The following is an 18,048-nucleotide window of genomic DNA, read 5'->3' as shown; positions in this document are numbered from 1 at the left end:
TCTTATAATAGACTGCCCCTCAAGCTCTAAGTCTTTTCATTTCTAACAATACTTCTTCAGCTTTTTGTTCATACGATAAATCTTTAAAGAAATCCGCCAACCTTTTATAATCATTGTAAGCATCTAATAAATCGTCCATCTTTTCTATTTTCATCACTTGTTGTTTTTGTTTCATTTTTACTGGATAGCGATAACCTGATACTTCTTGTATTTTGTAATACTCATCCTCTACTTGAACGACCTTTACAAGTTCTTCCTCTTCTGCATCCATCGTATACCCGTCAAATTCTCTAAGTAGTTCATAAATGATATGAGTCCATTCATCTTTTGGATAAAATCCTTTTTCTAACCGATAACCGACAATGCGATACATATGCCCATCGTTCTCGGCAAACTGTACTGTATCATTTAACTTAAACTTAAAATAACGAAACATTGCCTTCACCTACTTATTATGTAATGTTCTTATCACATACTATTTGCAAAATGTAGGCTTTGCTATTCATAAAAAATGCTCATCAATATGATGAGCATTTTTTATGATGATTTTTCTCGTTTTTTTCGAAATGGTAACCACCAGTTCCAGTCTCCAAATAACTTCATTAAGCTTGGTACGAGCATAAGACGAATAATTGTTGCATCAAGAAATATTGCTAATGCAACGCCAAGCCCCATCTGCTTTACTGGTAAAATATCAGTAAATGCGAATGCACCAGTTACAACAATCATTATTAAAGCAGCTGATGTAATGATTCTACTTGTTGAAACGAGCCCTTCTAACGTTGCTTGATCGTTATCTCCTGTTTCTTCATAGAGCTCATGAATACGTGAAATAAGAAATACTTCATAATCCATACTAAGCCCAAATACGAGGCCAAAAATGAAGATTGGTAAGACAAACAGAACCGGACTCGCTTCTAAACCGAAATGACCACCTTCAAATAACCAAACAACAATTCCAATGGTTGCACTTAAACTAAGTATATTCATAACAATTGCCTTAATTGGAATGAGTATAGATCGGAATGCAAATAATAATATAACAAAGGTCGATCCAAATATAACAGACATACCAATTACAACTTTATCTTTAATTTCATCTTCTAATTCTTGTTGAAACGTCGTCATTCCGCCTAGATAATACGTAACATCCGTTTCTTTATAGTTCTTTTTAAAGTCACGTACCCACTGTTTTGCAGTCTCTGTACGTGGTTTTGTTTTCAAAAAGATTTCTATCGTCGTCTTATTCCCTTGCGTGTATGCTTCAAATACAGGAGTTAGTTTCGCTGATTCTGGCGACTGCAATATTCCAACAACTTGATCTGCTTTCATTCCAGTTAACCCGTCGTATAAACTTCTTACTTCATGTACTTTCTTATCATCTTTTAACTTTTGAACGACTTCTTCTATCTTTTGTAGACTTTCTTTTTCTTTCATATCTTTTTTCGTCTCTACAACTAACGTAACATCAGCGTGTGTTTTGAAAGTTTCATTAAATGCTTCTTCATACTTTTCATATGCAATCCTTGTATCACTCTTTTCAGGTAAAGCTTCAACACCAGGGAACTGCAAATTCGCTGTACGTAATGGTAATAAGCAAATAACAATAAATGTTGTAACAACAATAATCATTGCAATTGGATGTTTCATCACAAATTGTGCAAATTTACGCCATGCTTTTGCCGGCGTATGTGCTACTTGATTCTTTTTTAATATTCTTTTACCTATTAACGATAATAGTGCTGGAAGAAGTGTGAGTGAGAATAAAATGCTCATAATGACAACAATCATTCCGCTAATCGCGACAGATTGAATATAATCTATCTTAAAGAAAAACAAACCGGATAACCCAACAAATACGCATAATCCTGAAAATACAATCGCACGTCCTGCCGTTTGATATGTAATTGCTATCGCTTCTTTTACCGTTCGTTTAGCAACTTCCTCTCGAAAACGGTTCACAAATAATAGCGCAAAATCAATAGATAATGCAAGTCCAATCATCGGTGCAACGTTTAACACGAAAATAGATAGTTCTTTATCAACACCGATGAAATACAATATCCCCATCGTACTAATAACACTAAGCGCCCCATTCAAAATCGGTAAAATTGATGCCAAAAGACTACCAAACGAAAATAGTAATACAAGAAACGCAATTGGTAATCCAATCATTTCTGCTACTTTTAAATCATTTTGCGTTCTTTCATTAATCTCTTGATTAATTTTCGGAAATCCTGTAGGTGTTACTTTTAATGCTACATTACTTTCTTTCTCAATCTCATCAGCAAATTGTAATGTCTTTTCCATTCTTTCTTTATTTGTTTTCCCGGAAAATAAAATTGTCGCATAACCGATGTCATCTTGTAGCATTTCTTTATTTTGGATTGGGTGATGGAAAGATTCATAGCTCTCTTTCTCTTGAACATTCTTTACAATTTCATCTATTCGCTTTTTAAATTCCTCATGCGAAGCATCTTTATTTTTCTCAAAAACGAGCAGAAGCGTATCTTGAGACTTCTTAAAATCTTGATCTAAAATTTCTTTTGTTTTTTGATAGTCGCCTGCCGTTTGGAAACCGTCACCACCTAATACTCCCGGTAGCTTTGGAGCAAAAATCCCAAGTGCGATTGCGAGCAACAGTAACGCTACAATTACTGTATAACGAAACTGATACAAAAAGGCTCCTAACTTCCCCCACTTATCAACTTTATGTACGTTTGTCTTCACACATTTTCACCTACTTTAAATAATTCAATTGTCACTTATACTGTATCACATCTTGATATAAACAAAAAACGTCTGGAAAAACTATAATAATAGTTTTGCCAGACGTTTTTCTATCTCTCTTTATTAAGCCCTAATCTCTCAGTAAGTAAACGATGGTAGTAAATCGCGATAATTAACAAAATACCACCTACGCAGTAACCAGCTAAAATATCAGTTGGGTAATGTACATTTAAAATGACTCTACTTAATCCAATCGATAGAATTACTATACCCATCAAAATCGTTGTGACACATTTCCCAGCTACGCTTTTCAAATTAGCAGCAATGATATAAGTAAGAAATCCAAATGTCATAATCGATAGCATTGCATGTCCACTAGGAAAACTATATCCAAGTGCATCTAGCGCTTCATTTAATGACGGACGTTCTCTCTTTACAATCTCTTTTATCCCTTTATTCACAAGATGTGTTATTAAAATTCCCATTGGATATACAATCATCACAGCATAATAACGCTTCTTCCAAAAAACAAGCAAGCTTATAACGAGCGTAGCGACTATCCCAATTGCTGATCCCAATTTTGTAAAGTACGAGAAAAATATAAGAGAACTTTCCGTTTGTAGCCCTCTTACTAATCCACGGACATATGTATCCATCACTGTAACGCCACCTGCATGTACGCGCCAAGCAACAATACCAAATACAGCAAATAACAAACCGATACACATTACCTCATACTGATGTAACTTCTTATTCAAACGATTTCCTCCTACTATGAAAAAATGCGATTTCTACTTTAGAAACCGCATTTCCTTACTTATTTACCTTTTGTTTTTAGCTCTGTCCAGTAACGATCATAGTCTTTTAACTTATCGTCTACATCAACAAGCCATTCTGTACGATCTAACTCTTCTTTCGTTAAGAAAATCATGTGATTATCACGGTATTCTTTACTATGAAGAGGATGAGCTTTTTCATTTGGATTACTGTAACCAATTGACTCGTAGTTTTTCACACTTACTTTTTCATCTAGTAAGTAGTTCATAAATTTCTCAGCAAGCTCTTTATGTTTTGCACCTTTTGGAATTGCTAACGTATCAGCCCAAATTGTGCCGCCTTCTTTCGGTACAACATATTCTACATCTTTATTATCTTTTGCGATAAATGCTGCATCTCCAGACCAAACTGTTCCGATCCAAGCATCTTCTGTAATGAATTTTTGTTTAATGTTATCTGTATCAAATGCTAATAAGTTTGGAAGCAGCTTCTTTAAATCATCTGCTGCTGTCTTTAATTGTGCATCGTCTTTCGTACTGTTTGAGAACCCGTGCTTCTTAAGACCCACTCCTAATACTTCACGAGAATCGTTCAGTAACGTTACATGTCCTTTATATTTCTCATTCCATAAGTCCGCCCAGCTTGTAGGTGCTTCTTTCACATACTTTTTATTGTATGCAATCCCTGTTACACCCCAAGTGTACACTAAAGAATATTTATTCTCTGGATCAAACGCAGGTGTTTTGAAATTAGAAACCATATTTTCGATATTCGGGATATTCTTTTTATCTAACGGCGCTAATAAGTCCATTTTCGCCATTGTTTTAACCATGTAATCCGACGGCTGGATTAAGTCATACTTTGCGCCACCAGCTTGTAATTTCGCAAGCATTTCTTCATTACTTGCGTACTTGTCATAGTTAATTTTCACATTATATTTCTTTTCAAAATCTTTTAGCACTTGCTCATCAAAATTGTCAGCCCAACTATAAATATTTAATTCTTCTTTCTTTTCACCACAACCAGCAAGCACACCAGCAACAAGGCTAAAACTAATTGCTGCGCCAGCTATTCTTTTCATTAATTTCATCGGTTTATTACCCCCTTGTACTTTCTATATCGTTCGTATTATAAAGGAAGGTGTCCTCCAGAGTTTTCTTCACCATCTGCACCTTTGTTCCGGAAGATTTCAGATAGAACCATTAATCCTACGATAGCAACAATTAAAATTGTAGAAAGAGCATTAATTTCTGGTGATACTCCGCGCTTAACCATACTGTAAATGTATAGTGGCAATGTTGTTGATCCTGGTCCTGATACGAAGAAACTAATTACAAAATCATCAATTGATAATGTGAATGTTAATAATGCTGCCGAAATAACTCCCGGTGCAATTGCTGGGAACGTTACATAACGAAACGTTTGCCAAGGCGTTGCTCCTAGATCATTTGCAGCTTCTTCTAAGTCACGTCCCATACTTGAAAGACGCGCAGCTAAAATAACAACAACAAACGAAATACTAAATGTAATATGTGCAATAATAATCGTTGTTTGTCCAAGTTCCATTCCTAACTGGCTGAAAAGAATTAGTAAAGATAATCCCATTAAAATATCAGGAATTAAAATTGGTAAATATACAAGGCCATTAATAGCCCCTTCGAAACGATATTTATAACGATGTAAAGCAATTGCAAAGAATACACCAAGTACCGTTGTCACAATCGTTGTTATAACTGCAATCGTAATACTATTTACAAATGCATCAATAACATCTTGTTTTTGAAATAAATCTGTATACCAATGGAATGTAAAACCTTCCCACTCCGCATTAATGCGAGAGTCGTTGAAAGAATAGACCATTAAAACCATCATTGGAAAATACAAGAATAACAAAATTAACCAAGAATAAGAAACTAAAAACTTCTTCATCTTTGCCTATTCCCCTCCGTTCTCATTATATTTATATACTTTCGTTGCACGATAATATAAGTAAATTAACAGAACAGAGAATAGAACAACGATAATCGATAACGCAGATCCAAACGGCCAGTCACGTGCACCTAAGAATTGATTTTGAATAACGTTTCCGATTAATGCTACTTTCGATCCGCCCATCACGTCTGATACAACAAACATTCCGATAGAAGAAACGAATACTAAAATAGAACCAGTCGCAATTCCTGACATCGTCATCGGCACTGTTATATTCCAAAATGCCTTTATTGGTGTTGCTCCTAAATCATAAGCCGCTTCTAGCTTACGCTTATCCAGCTGCTCAATTGCTGCATACACTGGTAAAATCATAAATGGTAATAAAGAATAGACCATTCCGAGTATTACAGAAGGAGTATTATATAATAAATTTAACGGTTCACTAATAATGCCAAGCTTTAATAACAACGTATTCACAAGACCTTGTGAACGTAAAATAACAATCCATGCGTATGAACGAACAAGAAAGTTAATCCAAAACGGGATCGTTGCCAATAATAAAAGAATAGAGCGGTATTTGCGGTCAACAATTGTAATTGTATACGCAAACGGATAGCCAATTAATAAACATATTACTGTTGTAATAACTGCGATTTTAACAGTTTCCCATAACGTTCCTAAGTACAATGGATCAAACACACGGGATATATTCTCCAGCGTAAATTGCATTTCTACTGTCCCGTAAGCTCCGCGCTGCATGAAGGCGAATCCTAATACGAATACGAGCGGGATTAGGAAGAAAATTAACAGCCACGCGACTGTAGGTAGTGCGAGTAATTTCCCTTTTTTCAATTTAAGGTCACCTCGTCCTCTTGCTCCCAGCCTACATATACATTATCTCCAATGCTCCACTGCGCTGCCTCTTCAGCAGTTTGATATGCCATTAGTAATTCTGATGTTTTCTCATCACGTACATAAAGCTTCTCCATATTTCCGACAAACTCGATATCTTCAATATGTCCAAGATGGTATTCTTTTAAAATTGACTCTTCAACCGAACGTACTTTTACATTTTCAGGGCGAATTGCTACATAGCCTTCCCCGTTTTTCACAATATTATTTTCACCGATGAATGTCGCAACGAACAATGTTTTCGGCTTATTATAAATTTCTTTCGGTGTTCCGATTTGTTCGATATGTCCTTTATTCATAACTACAATACGATCGCTCATGCTCATTGCTTCTTCTTGATCGTGCGTTACGTATATGAACGTAATTCCTAAATTACGTTGTAAGTTTTTCAATTCACGTTGCAAGTCTTTTCGTAACTTAAAGTCAAGCGCTCCAAGTGGCTCATCTAATAGTAATACACGCGGATTATTTACAATCGCTCTTGCAATTGCAACACGCTGCTGTTGTCCACCAGAAAGCTTCGCAGGTTTACGATTACGGAACTCAAGTAACTGCGTTAAACGCATTGCCTCTTCAGCACGCTCTTTCTGCTCTGCTGCTGATACTTTCTGCATTTTCATACCAAAACAAATATTCTTCTCTACTGTCATATGTGGGAATAGTGCGTAATGTTGGAACACTAGGTTCATATGACGCTTATATGGCGGCAAATCGTTAATTCTTTCATCATCTAATAAAAGATTCCCTTTAGTTGGAGTTTCAAATCCTGCGATCATACGAAGTAAAGTCGTTTTCCCGCAGCCACTCGGCCCTAAAATTGTTAAAAACTCTCCCTCTTTAATATCTAAAGAAAGAGGTGGGATAATCACTTGATTTCCAAAATGTTTTTCAACTGCTTCAACTTTAATAATCTTTTTCATTTTCCCGTCCTATCTACCTTAAATTTTTAATTTTTATATTCATGAATAAATATTTATGTTCTATAGACTATTTTTTGTTTCGATCCAAACAAAAATGGTTATTTAACAAGCGTTCGTTTCTATTCTTTATGTAGTATGTTGGATTCATTTTCGCATGATACATAACGTCGAACAGAAAAACCCCTTCCATTGCGAAGGGGCTATTATCATACGGCTACGCCTACTGATAAACACCATCATCATTTTAACAACTTTCGTATGAATTTTAAAGCACTTTTTGTAGAAGAGTAACGAATTTTCATGTCGAATGCTGTAGATTGGCCTAAAATGCTTTTATAATGTGAAAAAGTCCGAAAACTTTCTTTCCCATGATAACCCCCTAATCCACTACTTCCAACACCACCAAAAGGTAAATATGGCGTGGCAAGATGATAGACAACATCATTTATACAGCCTCCACCATATGAAATATTACACGTCACTTTCTTTTGTACTTCTTTATCTTCAGAAAATACATATAACGCTAACGGCTTCGGATGTTGCTGGATTGTGCCAATTACATCTTCTATGTTGTCGTACTCTATGATTGGTAAAATCGGACCAAAAATTTCATCTTCCATAACAGTATCTTTCCATGTAATATCCGCTAGTACTGTCGGTTCAATATGTAATGTATCTTTCTTATAGTTTCCACCAATTACGACTTGACCATCTTGTAAAAATCCACATAATCGTTCAAAATGACGCTCACTTACAATACGCACATAATTTTCATTTTGCAAAGGTTCTTTACTATACTGCTCTGTAATTTCATGTCGCAGTGCCTCAATTAGCTTTTCTTTCACGGAAGAATGCACATACATATAATCAGGCGCTACACACGTCTGCCCTGCATTTAAAAACTTACCCCAAACAATTCTTCTTGCTGTCATCTCTATCTTTGCATCTTTATGTACAATACAAGGACTTTTCCCGCCAAGTTCTAAAGTGAGCGGCGTCAACTGTTTCGCTGCTGCTTCCATTACAACTTTTCCAACTCCAACACTACCAGTAAAGAAAATATAATCAAACGGTTCCCTCAGCAAAGATGTACTCTCTTCAACGCCACCTTCTACTACCGCTACAAGCTCTTCTGGGAATAATTCATCTAACATTCTCTTAAGCACTTTTGAAACGCTTGGCGTTAACTCTGACGGCTTTAAAACGATTGTGTTTCCAGCTGCCAGTGCTCCTACAAGTGGTGCAATTGCTAATTGAAAAGGATAGTTCCACGGTGCAATAATAAGCGTCACACCATACGGTTCTGGCACTACTTTTCCTTTTGATCCAAAATGAGTGAGTGCTGTTCGAACTCGTTTCGGTTTACTCCACGATGACATATGTTTCAATTGAAAGGAAATTTCTTTTAATACATATCCAACTTCCGTTGTAAACGACTCGTGAACTGACTTATTTAAATCTAATTTCAATGCCTGAAATATTTCTTCTTCAAAACGCTGAATGCCTTCATAAAGCTTCTTCAAATTATTCTTTCTCATTTCGATGCTTCTCGTATGCCCTTTTAAAAAATATTCCTTTTGCCTACTTACAATAGAGGAAATACTCATTCACTCACCTTCTCCCACTATTTTTATCCAATTCTTTCATTATTTATATAGACTTCATATATAACAAATCTCTATTCTTAAGGTTACATTATATATGACTTTTTCAGCTATATAAAATTCATTGCTCACAAAAAAACTACCGAAAGAAAATCTCTCGGTAGTTTTACTGTATTAACGATATAAACGAACAGCACCTGCAGAATTATCATCAGCTTGTCCTACTACTTCAAATTTCAAACCAAGCTTCGGTAAAATACGTCCTGCATCTGGAATCTGTTGATTAATATACGTTTTAGAATCATCAAACTTTGGTACGCCTGCTAAGCCATCATACGTAAATGTTCCACGCGTTGGAGATACGACTTTCCAAGCTGGCGTTTTGTCGAATGAGAACGCTGCATCAGCGATTTGGAATCGTGTACTACTCTTAACTGTTGGTTTACCATTTAAAGTACCAACAATTGCTTCTGGATGAGAATCAACTACACCAAGGAAACCGTGTCCTGGATGTACACCAACCCAGTTATCTGTATAAGCTGAATCTGCATACCATACAACCATACCAGTGTTAAATACTGGACCGCGAGCAAATTTCAACGCGTTATCTGCCCCAGCATAGTTTCTCCACTCAACATAGTAGTTATGTTTTTTCTTCTCTGTTCCGTTAGATACAACGAAACCATCTAATTTTAATTGTGGTGTACCTTCTGCGTCATCAGAGAATACTACTTTACCATCTACTGTTAATGAAGCATTATCAAGAGCGAATCCATTTAATGCTAAACCACCATCAGTAATGTAATCAAATGTTAATTTTACTTTCTTGCCTTTGAATTGACTTAAATCATATGATTTGTCAATCCATTTTCCATTTGTCGAATCTGCATTTCCACTATTTGCTTTCTCACCAAGTCTTTCAATTAACGTTTGTTGACCATCTTCCGTTACAGCGTGTACTTCAAGGAAATCATACTCTGCTTCAATTTCATATAATGATTTGAAGTCAAATTTTGCAGTCGTTGCATTTGTTAAATCGAACAGTGGTGTTTCCATCTTCGTATGAAGATCATCACCTTTTGTGCTGTAGTAATACTGTTTTCCAAATGCCGGCTCAATTGTTTTTATATCTTTGTCTGGTAAGTTAACACGAATCATACCCGGACGGTTAGATTTCGTAACACTTTGATCCAAATATGTCGCTAGACCGATACCTTTATTTAATTTCTCGTAATCTACTTCTACGATATTTGCCCAGTTACCACCGATTGTTTTTTGGAAAAACTCTTTATTTTGTGGTGAGAAACTCGTTGGCGTCGTTCCAGCGATTTTACCAGCCCAGCTTCCGCCACTCATAATAGACCAAGCTTCAATCGGCTCACCTTGACCACTATATTGTGTATCATACTCATCTGGAAGACCTAAATCGTGACCATATTCATGTGCGAATACACCAACCGCTCCATCTTCTGGTTCAATTGTGTAGTCGAATGCTGCCATCTTTCCACCCCAATATGGTACTTTCGCTTGTGTACCTTCAATTGGGAATGGCTTTGGTCCAACTGTCCAACGGTGCGACCAAATTGCATCATCGCCTAATTTACCACCGCCTGCTTCTTGTCCAACACCCGCATGAATAATCATTAAGTGATCGATTAAACCGTCTGGTTGATTTTTATTTCCATCACCATTTACATCGTATTGATCAAATTGGTCGAACTCTGATAAATCAATACCACTATCTACAGCTGCTTTTAAAGCATCTTTTACTAAATCACGTGGCCCTTTTGGTCCTTTATTATCATGGCCGCCGCTAGCAGCATCTGCACCGTAATCAGCCGCCTTACCAGGAACTGTTAACCATTTTGTAACTGTTCCGTCCACTGTGTAACTACCACCAGATTGCTCTTCGTAATATTGTTTAAACGTTTCGATTTTACTTCCATCATCTAATGTGAATGGCTCGTTGCCGAATAACATTTTTTCATAATGTTCTTTATTAAAATCGTTAGAATACATATATCCAGGCTCTTTGTCGATATTATTATGTTTAAAGTCAGCGTACTCTACAAGTAAAACGAGTACTTTGTCTTTACGAACTTCACCGTTATAGTCTTTTTGTTTCGCTGGAGAAGTTGGTACTTTACCATTTAGACCGCCTTTAACTGGGCCTGTCGCTGCAGGTGTGCCTGTTGCTGGTTGATTTAATTTTTCTTTCGTGTCTGCTTTCGCATCTTTCACTTTCTTTAAAAAGTCGGATGCATCTTTCGTAAGTTGGTCCCCATTCGCTGCTTCTTTCCCAGGATTTTCACCCTTTTTGTTCTCTACATACTTTTCGACTGCTTTCTTTGTTTCTGTCTCTGAAGCCTTCGAATCAATTACCCCACGTTTTTTTAATGCATCTGCTAAACGTTCTTCCGGAATTAAATGATCATCAACTGGGCTCGTAGCTGTTTTATTCACAGGCGTTTCAGCATATGCAGATTGAGTGCCAGCTCCGAATGAAAGGCCTAATACAGCTGTCAATGCGATTGATGACAAAACTTTGAACGGTTTCTTGTTCATCCCTTATTTCCTCCCCTAATAAATAATATGTATTACAAATTGAATTTTATTAAAAATTCAATATTTTTTCAATATTTAGTCATATTATGTAATGTTTTTAATATATTTGTAAAAATTTCATAGTTAGCATACGAATATATCACAATTCAACAATGTTTTCTGAAAATATTGAAAGTTTTTATCGAACAATTTATAATTTCCATAGAGGGAGTTTAATGGGGATTTTATCTTTGTTTCATCTACACAATATTTGATAATTCACTATATAAAACACAAAAGCGGATTGCATTATCACGTATTCTGTAGCAGCAATTATGACCGATAATTAGGGAGGAATTACATTTGTACAAAGATAAGACAGACGCACTGGATCAAGAATGGATTGATTTAATACTTGAAGCTCTAGATGCTGGTATCGCCATGCAAGACATCGAGCAATTTTTCCAACGTATGAAGCCATCCAGTCAGGCTCAATAGGTTTGTTCTTTTTAACGAAGTTTATGTTATAATAATGACATCATAAGACAACTACATATTGATAGAAAGGTGCGCAAATATGATTGGAGAACGTATAAAACGCCTTCGTTTACAAAAAGGGATTTCATTAACTGAACTTGCCGAAAAAGCTGGCGTTGCTAAATCTTACATTAGTTCTATAGAACGAAATTTACAAAAAAACCCTTCCATTCAGTTTCTTGAAAAGATCGCAGCAGTTCTACAAATTCCAGTTGATACTTTACTTCATGATGAAACAACAAAGGAAACTAACCTAGACTCCGAATGGACACAACTCGTTAAAGATGCAATGAACTCTGGTGTCTCCAAAGAACAATTTCGTGAATTTCTTGAATTTACAAAGTGGAAGCAAAATCAAAAATAATAATAGAAAGAAGTGCTTACAACCAGCACTTCTTTTTCTTTATAAAAAAAAGCGGGAATACCCGCTTTTTTATTATTTTTCTTCCCCAGCTTCTTGGTTAGCATTGAATGTCCATTCTAAATTCAATGTATCACCTTGGAAGATATTTTGGTCTTTTCCATCATCTACAAATTCAAATTGTACCCATAGATAATCCTCTGTACCAGCTGCTAATCCACCCTTTTCTCCCCACTCAGGAGCAAAGATATCTTTAGCTAAAAGATCTGGATCAACTTTTTGTAAGTCTGCTAAAGTTGTTTCGTATACAGGCTCACTTTGTTTATCCCAGTTCCAAAGGAATTTTACTTTAACGTGCTTACCAAAGTCTTCACCAGCATTATCACCTTTTGCATCTTTAACAGTATACTTTGTTGCTAATTTAACGTCTTTAATAGTTAACGAACCGCTGTTTTGTAATAAGAACTCTTTCTTAACAGAATCCCCTGGTTTTAAATCTTTAATATCTACAAGCGTCTTAGGGTTTAATGTAAGGTCTAACGTCCCAGCTGCAAATGTATTGTTTGATACTTCTTTATCGCTAAAGAATGCAAATGTTCCTCCACCAATTAAAGCTAACCCCAATGCTGCTGATGCAACTCCCATACCTAATTTCTTTTTCAGACTCACAATCAATTCCCCCTAGCTTTTTTTTATATTTTTATCACTTATTTTTCAATAAGAGATGTAAAGAAAACTATATTAGCTTAGCTAATATGCGTTCTTTTTTAAAAACCTTATGTTCATTATAACGAACAACCCTATATAAACACAACACATATTTATTAATATTTTCAGTTATTTTTATTTCTCAATATCATTTAGACTTTTCAGAAAAAAAAACAATGGTAATTTATAACTTTTTTCACACTCAAATCATTTAATACTATAAGAAAAAAGAAAAACAAAGAGGTGAGGGCTAACGTTCCCTCACACTCGTATAAATATTACTAGTCTTGCTTATTCGTTCACTCTCTCTTACACCACATTCTTGTTTTCCGGCTGTTTCACTAAAGCAGTTACTCCGCTTTCTTTTGCTCTTCTACTTTTTTCTGTTCTTCAGCTTTCTTTTGTTCCTCTGCTTTCTTCTGTTCTTCTACTTTCTTCTGTTCCTCTGCTTTCTTCTGTTCTTCTACTTTCTTCTGTTCTTCTATTTTCTTCTGTTCTTCTACTTTCTTCTGTTCTTCTATTTTCTTCTGTTCTTCTATTTTCTTTTGTTCTTCTATTTTCTTTTGTTCTTCTATTTTCTTTTGTTCTTCGGCTTTCTTCTGTTCTTCTGCTTTCTTTTGTCCTTCCGCTTCAATTGCAACGTTTAATTGTTGCTGAAGAGCCTGAATTTGCTCATCAATAGCTTTCAAGCTAATTTCTTTCTCAATATAGTCACGCTTCTCTTTGATACTGCGGAAGCCTTCATTTACATATATGGACACTTGCTGCATCGACTCATCTTTATTTACCTTTAATTCTTCTTGTATTTGATTGTAAGGAGCTTCTATTTCAGTATATACATTTTGCAGGGCTTCCTTCTCAGCAACAATTTTCTCACGCCCTTGTTGCCATACAGAAATCGCCTGTTTTATTTCTTCAATAGAAGTTGCTTTCGATTTTCCCTTCATCGTTCCATACTCACGCTCAATAAACTGTTTATGTTTCTCAGATTGCTCTTTTAACGTATTAACTGTTTTCGGAAATATGATTGCTGTAGAAAGCGTCGCTTCTACTTTCGTTTCATGAATGAACGCCGCTTCTGTATGCGTCATAATTTGAGATCCTAAATAAAACGTAATAGAACACATACACGGCAATATAAGCATCTTTTTAAAATTACGCGGTCTTTTCAGCATCTTAATCTCTCCCATCGAACATTGCGTTCTTTATACAGAACATTATCTATATTATAGTAAAGAACTATTAAAATTGATAGACAAATACTAGAAAAATAGAAAAAGGGCTATCCATGTGATAGCCCTTTTTCTTATTATCTTTCTTCACCTGCTGTTTGTTGTGCATCAAACGTCCAATTTAATTGTAACTTATCGCCTTGGAATTGATTTTGATCTTTTCCATTATCAACGAACTCAAATTTCACTTTGAATTTATCAGATTTACCTGCTGAAATACCTTTTTCATCCCAGAACCAAGCCGATAAATCATTATCTACAGCTGTAAGTGTGTCACCTTTTAATTTATCTAAAGTAGTTTGTTTCACAATTGTCTCATGCTTATCTACATTTTTTAAGAATGTTACTTTAATATGTTTACCAAAATCATCTTTATTATCTTTCTTTACATCTTCTACATTATAATCTGTTTTCAGTAGAACCTTTTTAATATTTAAAGAGCCTTTATTTTCTAGTTTAAATTCTTTTTCAATTGTATCCCCAGGTTTTAAATTCGATACGTTAACAACTGTTGATGGATTTAATGCTAAATCCAGTGTTCCAGCCGCAAATGTATTGTTTGACACTTCTTTATCACTGAAAAATGCAAATGTTCCTCCACCAACTAACGCTGCTCCTAATACTGCTGATGTAATACCCATTCCTAATTTTTTCTTTAAAGTCATGTCCATATCCCCTTAATATATATTTGTTAACTTCCTAAAAGGAAAGTATAACCAAACGAACTAGACGGATTGTTCTACTTTTTTATCTTTCTTTTCTCCATCAATGCTACGAATAGCGCCAAAAATAGAAATCGCGGAATAACCAAGTAAAAAGACTCCTGGAATAATAAGAAGCAATGCTGCTCCCGCTTTTGAATTCGCATAATTCAGTAAATAACCAACATACGGAACTGTAATATCTGCATACTTTCCAACTACATTTTCTGCAAGTACTGGCTCTAAATCTGGTCCGTTGTTGTTATCCCCTTTTGTTTCATACATTACTTTTCCATTTGTATCTTTCACACCGATAATACGGTGAGTGATAATTTTTTGATCTTTCTCTTTAAAGGTAATAACATCACCTTTTTGATATTTAGAACCATCTTTGTTTGGTTCTATTGCAATGATTGATCCTGTTAAAAACGTCGGCTCCATTGATCCTGAAAGAACGCTCTTAAATTGATATCCCATCACTGTCGGATCACCACCGCTTGCTTTTGAAGAAATAACTACAAAAGCTAAAAAAACCATCAATGCAAATAAAACAAATGAGATCGCGTTGCTAATTATCTTCCATATTAATTTCATCGTCTCTCTCCCTCTCCGTTGTTTTATATTATTTGAAGTATGCAATATCCACTTTGTTCTTTAACAAGAACACAAGTAAATGATATAACGAACTTTAAGTTATTGCAATAAGAAAATTTACAATTATTAGTTATTTAAAATATAGAAAAAAGACTGTGCCAAAATTTTACACAGTCTTTTTATTAGTAATTTATTTACCTTCTGATTTCATTCCTTTTGTATTTCGGCGCAACACTACATATAAAATTGCTCCAAATAATATAATCGCACCTATCCCAACACTTATTACTTTCACATTTGAGTCTTTTACTTCAGGCATAGTTGTATCTTTTTTAGGCATCGTAAAAGTGACATCTTCTGTTGAAAGAACATTTACCGTCGCAATTGTTTGATTATTTTTCGTAATATCAACTGCACCAACTACCTCACCACGATGTATTCCTTTATGATATAAAGATTCTTTATCTAATGAAGCCGCCCGGAAAATAGTTTTCACATTTTTCCCTTCATCTTTCTTAAGCATAAGCTCCGCACTTTGTTCCAACTCAGAATTAACATCTTTATTTAAATATGTTGTTTTTTGATGCCAATTATGTTTATCAAGCACCATTTGCTTCGTAAATTGACCGAAAGAATATTCCGCCATCTGCTTCAAATCTTCATAAATTTCAGGTCTTTGAGAAGCCATTACTACGCTTATAATACGATTTCCATCTTTCTCATTTAATAAAACAAGTGTATTACGTGCTTCATTCGTAAACCCTGTCTTACCGCCAATGCTATATGGATTTTCAAAAAAATTAGATTTATTAAAAATAGACACCGTCTGCCTAGACGTCGTAACTGTCGTTCTTTTCGTATTCATCGCTTGTAAAATTTCAGGATACTTTTGCACACCCTTCGTAATCATAGCCATATCATACGGCGTCGTATAATGGTTCGGATCATGCAATCCATTCGGTGTTACAAAGTGGCTATCTTTCGCCCCCAATTGCTTCGCTTTCTCATTCATCATATTAGCGAAATTCTCAACACTCCCGCCAATCCGCTCCGCAATCGCATACGACACATCATTCGCACTCAGCACCATTAAAATCATAAGCGCAGTATTTCTATTAATTGTCTCTCCAGGTTGAAACTCAATTTGATAATTACTCTTCTCTTGATCTAATGCTAATTGTGAAAATGTAAATTGATCCTCTGGCTTTGTATGCTCCATGAGTAAAATCGCTGTTAACACCTTCGTCGTACTAGCAGGAAATGCGCGGTGATATGCGTTTTTGTCATACAAAACATCTCCTGTTTTTGCATCAATTGTCGTTGCAAACTGACTAAAAACATTCGGTCCTTCCGCAGGTGGTGGTGCAACTTGTTCTGGATTTACTCCAATATTCGTCTCAGCACGCAATGTTATGGGCGTCAAAAAAAACGAACAAATAACTGTAATAAAAACCAAAATTTTCTTAAAATTTACCATATGACTCTCCCTTTTCCATTTACTCCTTAACAAAATAATAAATCTACCAATCATATGTAATTTGTATTATATTGGAAGAATTTTCACTATTTTTTACTATATCATACTTTTACGATAAAGAACATAAATATACAATAAAAATAAGAAGGAATTACTCTTTCTTATCCTTCTCATCAATCAACGAATCTATTAACTTTTGACTAGCTTCCTCGGGCGTAATCTCATCTGTTATTCCCATAAACGACCAACCTTTAGAATCAACCCACTCAACAAACTCTTGTAAAAATTCATCATATGTAACATCCACATCAAGAATCGATCCATTAATCGAAATCGTTCTATTTTTAGACACGCGCATCTTGAACGTTTTTCTTACCATTACAACTTTTCTCCCTCTACTTCTGAATATTTATAAAGTGAAACTTTCATCAATCCTCACGAATCGGACTTTTACGGGCATTCCGACCCGAACCTAACTTCTTTACTTTTGCTGAATTTCGAGGTAAGGGATCTTACTGCCCGCAAATAGCGAGATAAAATAATCATGTATCTCTGTTATACATGATTTTCAGTAAATTGTAAAAAGGATATATTGGCCAATTGGCATATTGAAACTGAAAATCTATCATTCTGCAAAAATATCAAATGATATGTAATTGATCATAAATGACTAAATAGATTCACATAAAAATAAAATAACTTACATTTTACCACACCAAATACAAATGACTTTCTTACAATGGAATGGAGTATACTAGAAGAAAACTTCAAATGAGGAGGAACCTCATGACGCGTTGTACGTATTGTAAAACGAAGTGGACAATAAAAGATGTATGGGCAATACTCGTGACATTTGAAAAGGATTGTCCGTATTGTTTTATGAGACAATATCTATCAAAGAAAACGGTGAACGCTATGCCAGAACTTATAAGCTTACCTTTACATTTCTTACTCCCTTTTCTTGTTGATTTGAGTGCTGAAGGTCCTTCGGATTGGTATCGTAAATAATATAACCACTA

18 protein-coding genes are annotated in these 18,048 nt (G+C 35.2%); 3 read left to right on the top strand and 15 right to left on the bottom strand.

The features are described 5' to 3' along the window. Positions 1–19: 19 nt before the first annotated feature. The 9 genes from NST86_RS06670 to inhA1 form a co-directional block, all read right to left on the bottom strand. Positions 20–436, bottom strand: a complete 417-nt coding sequence (locus NST86_RS06670; RefSeq protein ID WP_000490301.1) for a hypothetical protein — start codon at positions 434–436, stop codon at positions 20–22. 101 nt (positions 437–537) lie between these two features. Beyond that, the gene (locus tag NST86_RS06665) at positions 538–2,730 is read right to left on the bottom strand and encodes an MMPL family transporter (protein ID WP_016117441.1); all 2,193 of its coding nucleotides are present in this window, start codon (positions 2,728–2,730) and stop codon (positions 538–540) included. Between the two features lie 110 nt (positions 2,731–2,840). Beyond that, complete coding sequence (locus NST86_RS06660; protein WP_140159086.1) at positions 2,841–3,488, bottom strand: phosphatase PAP2 family protein; 648 nt, start codon at positions 3,486–3,488, stop codon at positions 2,841–2,843. A gap of 59 nt (positions 3,489–3,547) precedes the next feature. After that, entirely contained in the window at positions 3,548–4,597 is a 1,050-nt protein-coding gene (gene potD, locus NST86_RS06655) for a spermidine/putrescine ABC transporter substrate-binding protein PotD (protein ID WP_000772485.1), read from the bottom strand. Between the two features lie 38 nt (positions 4,598–4,635). After that, a complete protein-coding gene (gene potC / locus NST86_RS06650) occupies positions 4,636–5,436 on the bottom strand; it encodes a spermidine/putrescine ABC transporter permease PotC (RefSeq protein ID WP_000714192.1) in 801 nt (266 codons plus the stop codon). A 6-nt stretch (positions 5,437–5,442) separates the two neighbouring features. Then, the gene (potB, locus tag NST86_RS06645) at positions 5,443–6,291 is read right to left on the bottom strand and encodes a spermidine/putrescine ABC transporter permease PotB (RefSeq protein WP_000715500.1); all 849 of its coding nucleotides are present in this window, start codon (positions 6,289–6,291) and stop codon (positions 5,443–5,445) included. Next, a complete protein-coding gene (gene potA / locus NST86_RS06640) occupies positions 6,288–7,271 on the bottom strand; it encodes a spermidine/putrescine ABC transporter ATP-binding protein PotA (RefSeq protein WP_000720336.1) in 984 nt (327 codons plus the stop codon). Before potA ends, potB begins: the two co-directional genes overlap by 4 nt. 239 nt (positions 7,272–7,510) lie before the next feature. Next, the gene (locus NST86_RS06635) at positions 7,511–8,878 is read right to left on the bottom strand and encodes an aldehyde dehydrogenase (protein WP_016117440.1); all 1,368 of its coding nucleotides are present in this window, start codon (positions 8,876–8,878) and stop codon (positions 7,511–7,513) included. 171 nt (positions 8,879–9,049) lie between these two features. Beyond that, on the bottom strand, positions 9,050–11,440 hold the full coding sequence (inhA1, locus tag NST86_RS06630; RefSeq protein WP_016117439.1) for a M6 family metalloprotease immune inhibitor InhA1: 2,391 nt from the start codon (positions 11,438–11,440) through the stop codon (positions 9,050–9,052). Between the two features lie 342 nt (positions 11,441–11,782). Here inhA1 and NST86_RS06625 point away from each other — a divergent pair, with 342 nt between their 5' ends. Then, positions 11,783–11,917 carry an anti-repressor SinI family protein gene (locus tag NST86_RS06625; RefSeq protein WP_000276219.1) on the top strand — a complete coding sequence of 45 codons (135 nt, stop codon included), beginning with the start codon at positions 11,783–11,785 and terminating at the stop codon, positions 11,915–11,917. A 79-nt stretch (positions 11,918–11,996) separates the two neighbouring features. Next, positions 11,997–12,320 carry a helix-turn-helix domain-containing protein gene (locus tag NST86_RS06620; protein ID WP_000578885.1) on the top strand — a complete coding sequence of 108 codons (324 nt, stop codon included), beginning with the start codon at positions 11,997–11,999 and terminating at the stop codon, positions 12,318–12,320. A 72-nt stretch (positions 12,321–12,392) separates the two neighbouring features. On the opposite strand, the gene calY is transcribed toward NST86_RS06620, so the two are convergent. The 6 genes from calY to NST86_RS06590 all read right to left on the bottom strand — a co-directional run bounded on the left by calY (position 12,393) and on the right by NST86_RS06590 (position 17,408). Then, positions 12,393–12,986, bottom strand: coding sequence for a biofilm matrix protein CalY (gene calY, locus NST86_RS06615; RefSeq protein ID WP_000053713.1), 594 nt, complete (start codon positions 12,984–12,986; stop codon positions 12,393–12,395). 389 nt (positions 12,987–13,375) lie between these two features. Continuing rightward, positions 13,376–14,200, bottom strand: coding sequence for a DUF4047 domain-containing protein (locus NST86_RS06610; RefSeq protein ID WP_140159085.1), 825 nt, complete (start codon positions 14,198–14,200; stop codon positions 13,376–13,378). Positions 14,201–14,334: 134 nt separating this feature from the next. Beyond that, complete coding sequence (locus NST86_RS06605; RefSeq protein ID WP_000172854.1) at positions 14,335–14,922, bottom strand: CalY family protein; 588 nt, start codon at positions 14,920–14,922, stop codon at positions 14,335–14,337. Between the two features lie 60 nt (positions 14,923–14,982). Beyond that, entirely contained in the window at positions 14,983–15,552 is a 570-nt protein-coding gene (sipW, locus tag NST86_RS06600; protein ID WP_000767792.1) for a signal peptidase I SipW, read from the bottom strand. Positions 15,553–15,742: 190 nt separating this feature from the next. Continuing rightward, complete coding sequence (locus tag NST86_RS06595) at positions 15,743–17,029, bottom strand: D-alanyl-D-alanine carboxypeptidase family protein (protein ID WP_000247029.1); 1,287 nt, start codon at positions 17,027–17,029, stop codon at positions 15,743–15,745. A 151-nt stretch (positions 17,030–17,180) separates the two neighbouring features. Next, positions 17,181–17,408, bottom strand: a complete 228-nt coding sequence (locus tag NST86_RS06590) for a hypothetical protein (protein ID WP_340933409.1) — start codon at positions 17,406–17,408, stop codon at positions 17,181–17,183. A gap of 407 nt (positions 17,409–17,815) precedes the next feature. Between NST86_RS06590 and NST86_RS06585 the strand changes: the two genes are divergently transcribed. Continuing rightward, a complete protein-coding gene (locus NST86_RS06585; protein ID WP_000196289.1) occupies positions 17,816–18,037 on the top strand; it encodes a hypothetical protein in 222 nt (73 codons plus the stop codon). Positions 18,038–18,048: the final 11 nt, after the last annotated feature.

Origin of the sequence: Bacillus sp. FSL L8-0199 (genome assembly GCF_038005705.1) — a bacterium.
In the GTDB taxonomy this organism is placed as follows: domain Bacteria; phylum Bacillota; class Bacilli; order Bacillales; family Bacillaceae_G; genus Bacillus_A; species Bacillus_A cereus.
Note: the sequence above shows the minus strand (reverse complement) of the source record. Positions and strands in the feature narration are given on the sequence as shown.

Bases quoted from the DNA above. Each gene is read 5' to 3' on its own strand.
- NST86_RS06585 (WP_000196289.1), top strand. From the start codon at position 17,816: ATGACGCGTTGTACGTATTGTAAAACGAAGTGGACAATAAAAGATGTA.
- NST86_RS06610 (WP_140159085.1), bottom strand. From the start codon at position 14,200: ATGCTGAAAAGACCGCGTAATTTTAAAAAGATGCTTATATTGCCGTGT.
- potC (WP_000714192.1), bottom strand. From the start codon at position 5,436: ATGAAGAAGTTTTTAGTTTCTTATTCTTGGTTAATTTTGTTATTCTTG.
- inhA1 (WP_016117439.1), bottom strand. From the start codon at position 11,440: ATGAACAAGAAACCGTTCAAAGTTTTGTCATCAATCGCATTGACAGCT.
- NST86_RS06595 (WP_000247029.1), bottom strand. From the start codon at position 17,029: ATGGTAAATTTTAAGAAAATTTTGGTTTTTATTACAGTTATTTGTTCG.
- potD (WP_000772485.1), bottom strand. From the start codon at position 4,597: ATGAAATTAATGAAAAGAATAGCTGGCGCAGCAATTAGTTTTAGCCTT.
- NST86_RS06635 (WP_016117440.1), bottom strand. From the start codon at position 8,878: ATGAGTATTTCCTCTATTGTAAGTAGGCAAAAGGAATATTTTTTAAAA.
- potA (WP_000720336.1), bottom strand. From the start codon at position 7,271: ATGAAAAAGATTATTAAAGTTGAAGCAGTTGAAAAACATTTTGGAAAT.
- sipW (WP_000767792.1), bottom strand. From the start codon at position 15,552: ATGAAATTAATATGGAAGATAATTAGCAACGCGATCTCATTTGTTTTA.
- NST86_RS06590 (WP_340933409.1), bottom strand. From the start codon at position 17,408: ATGGTAAGAAAAACGTTCAAGATGCGCGTGTCTAAAAATAGAACGATT.
- NST86_RS06605 (WP_000172854.1), bottom strand. From the start codon at position 14,922: ATGACTTTAAAGAAAAAATTAGGAATGGGTATTACATCAGCAGTATTA.
- NST86_RS06670 (WP_000490301.1), bottom strand. From the start codon at position 436: ATGTTTCGTTATTTTAAGTTTAAGTTAAATGATACAGTACAGTTTGCC.
- NST86_RS06620 (WP_000578885.1), top strand. From the start codon at position 11,997: ATGATTGGAGAACGTATAAAACGCCTTCGTTTACAAAAAGGGATTTCA.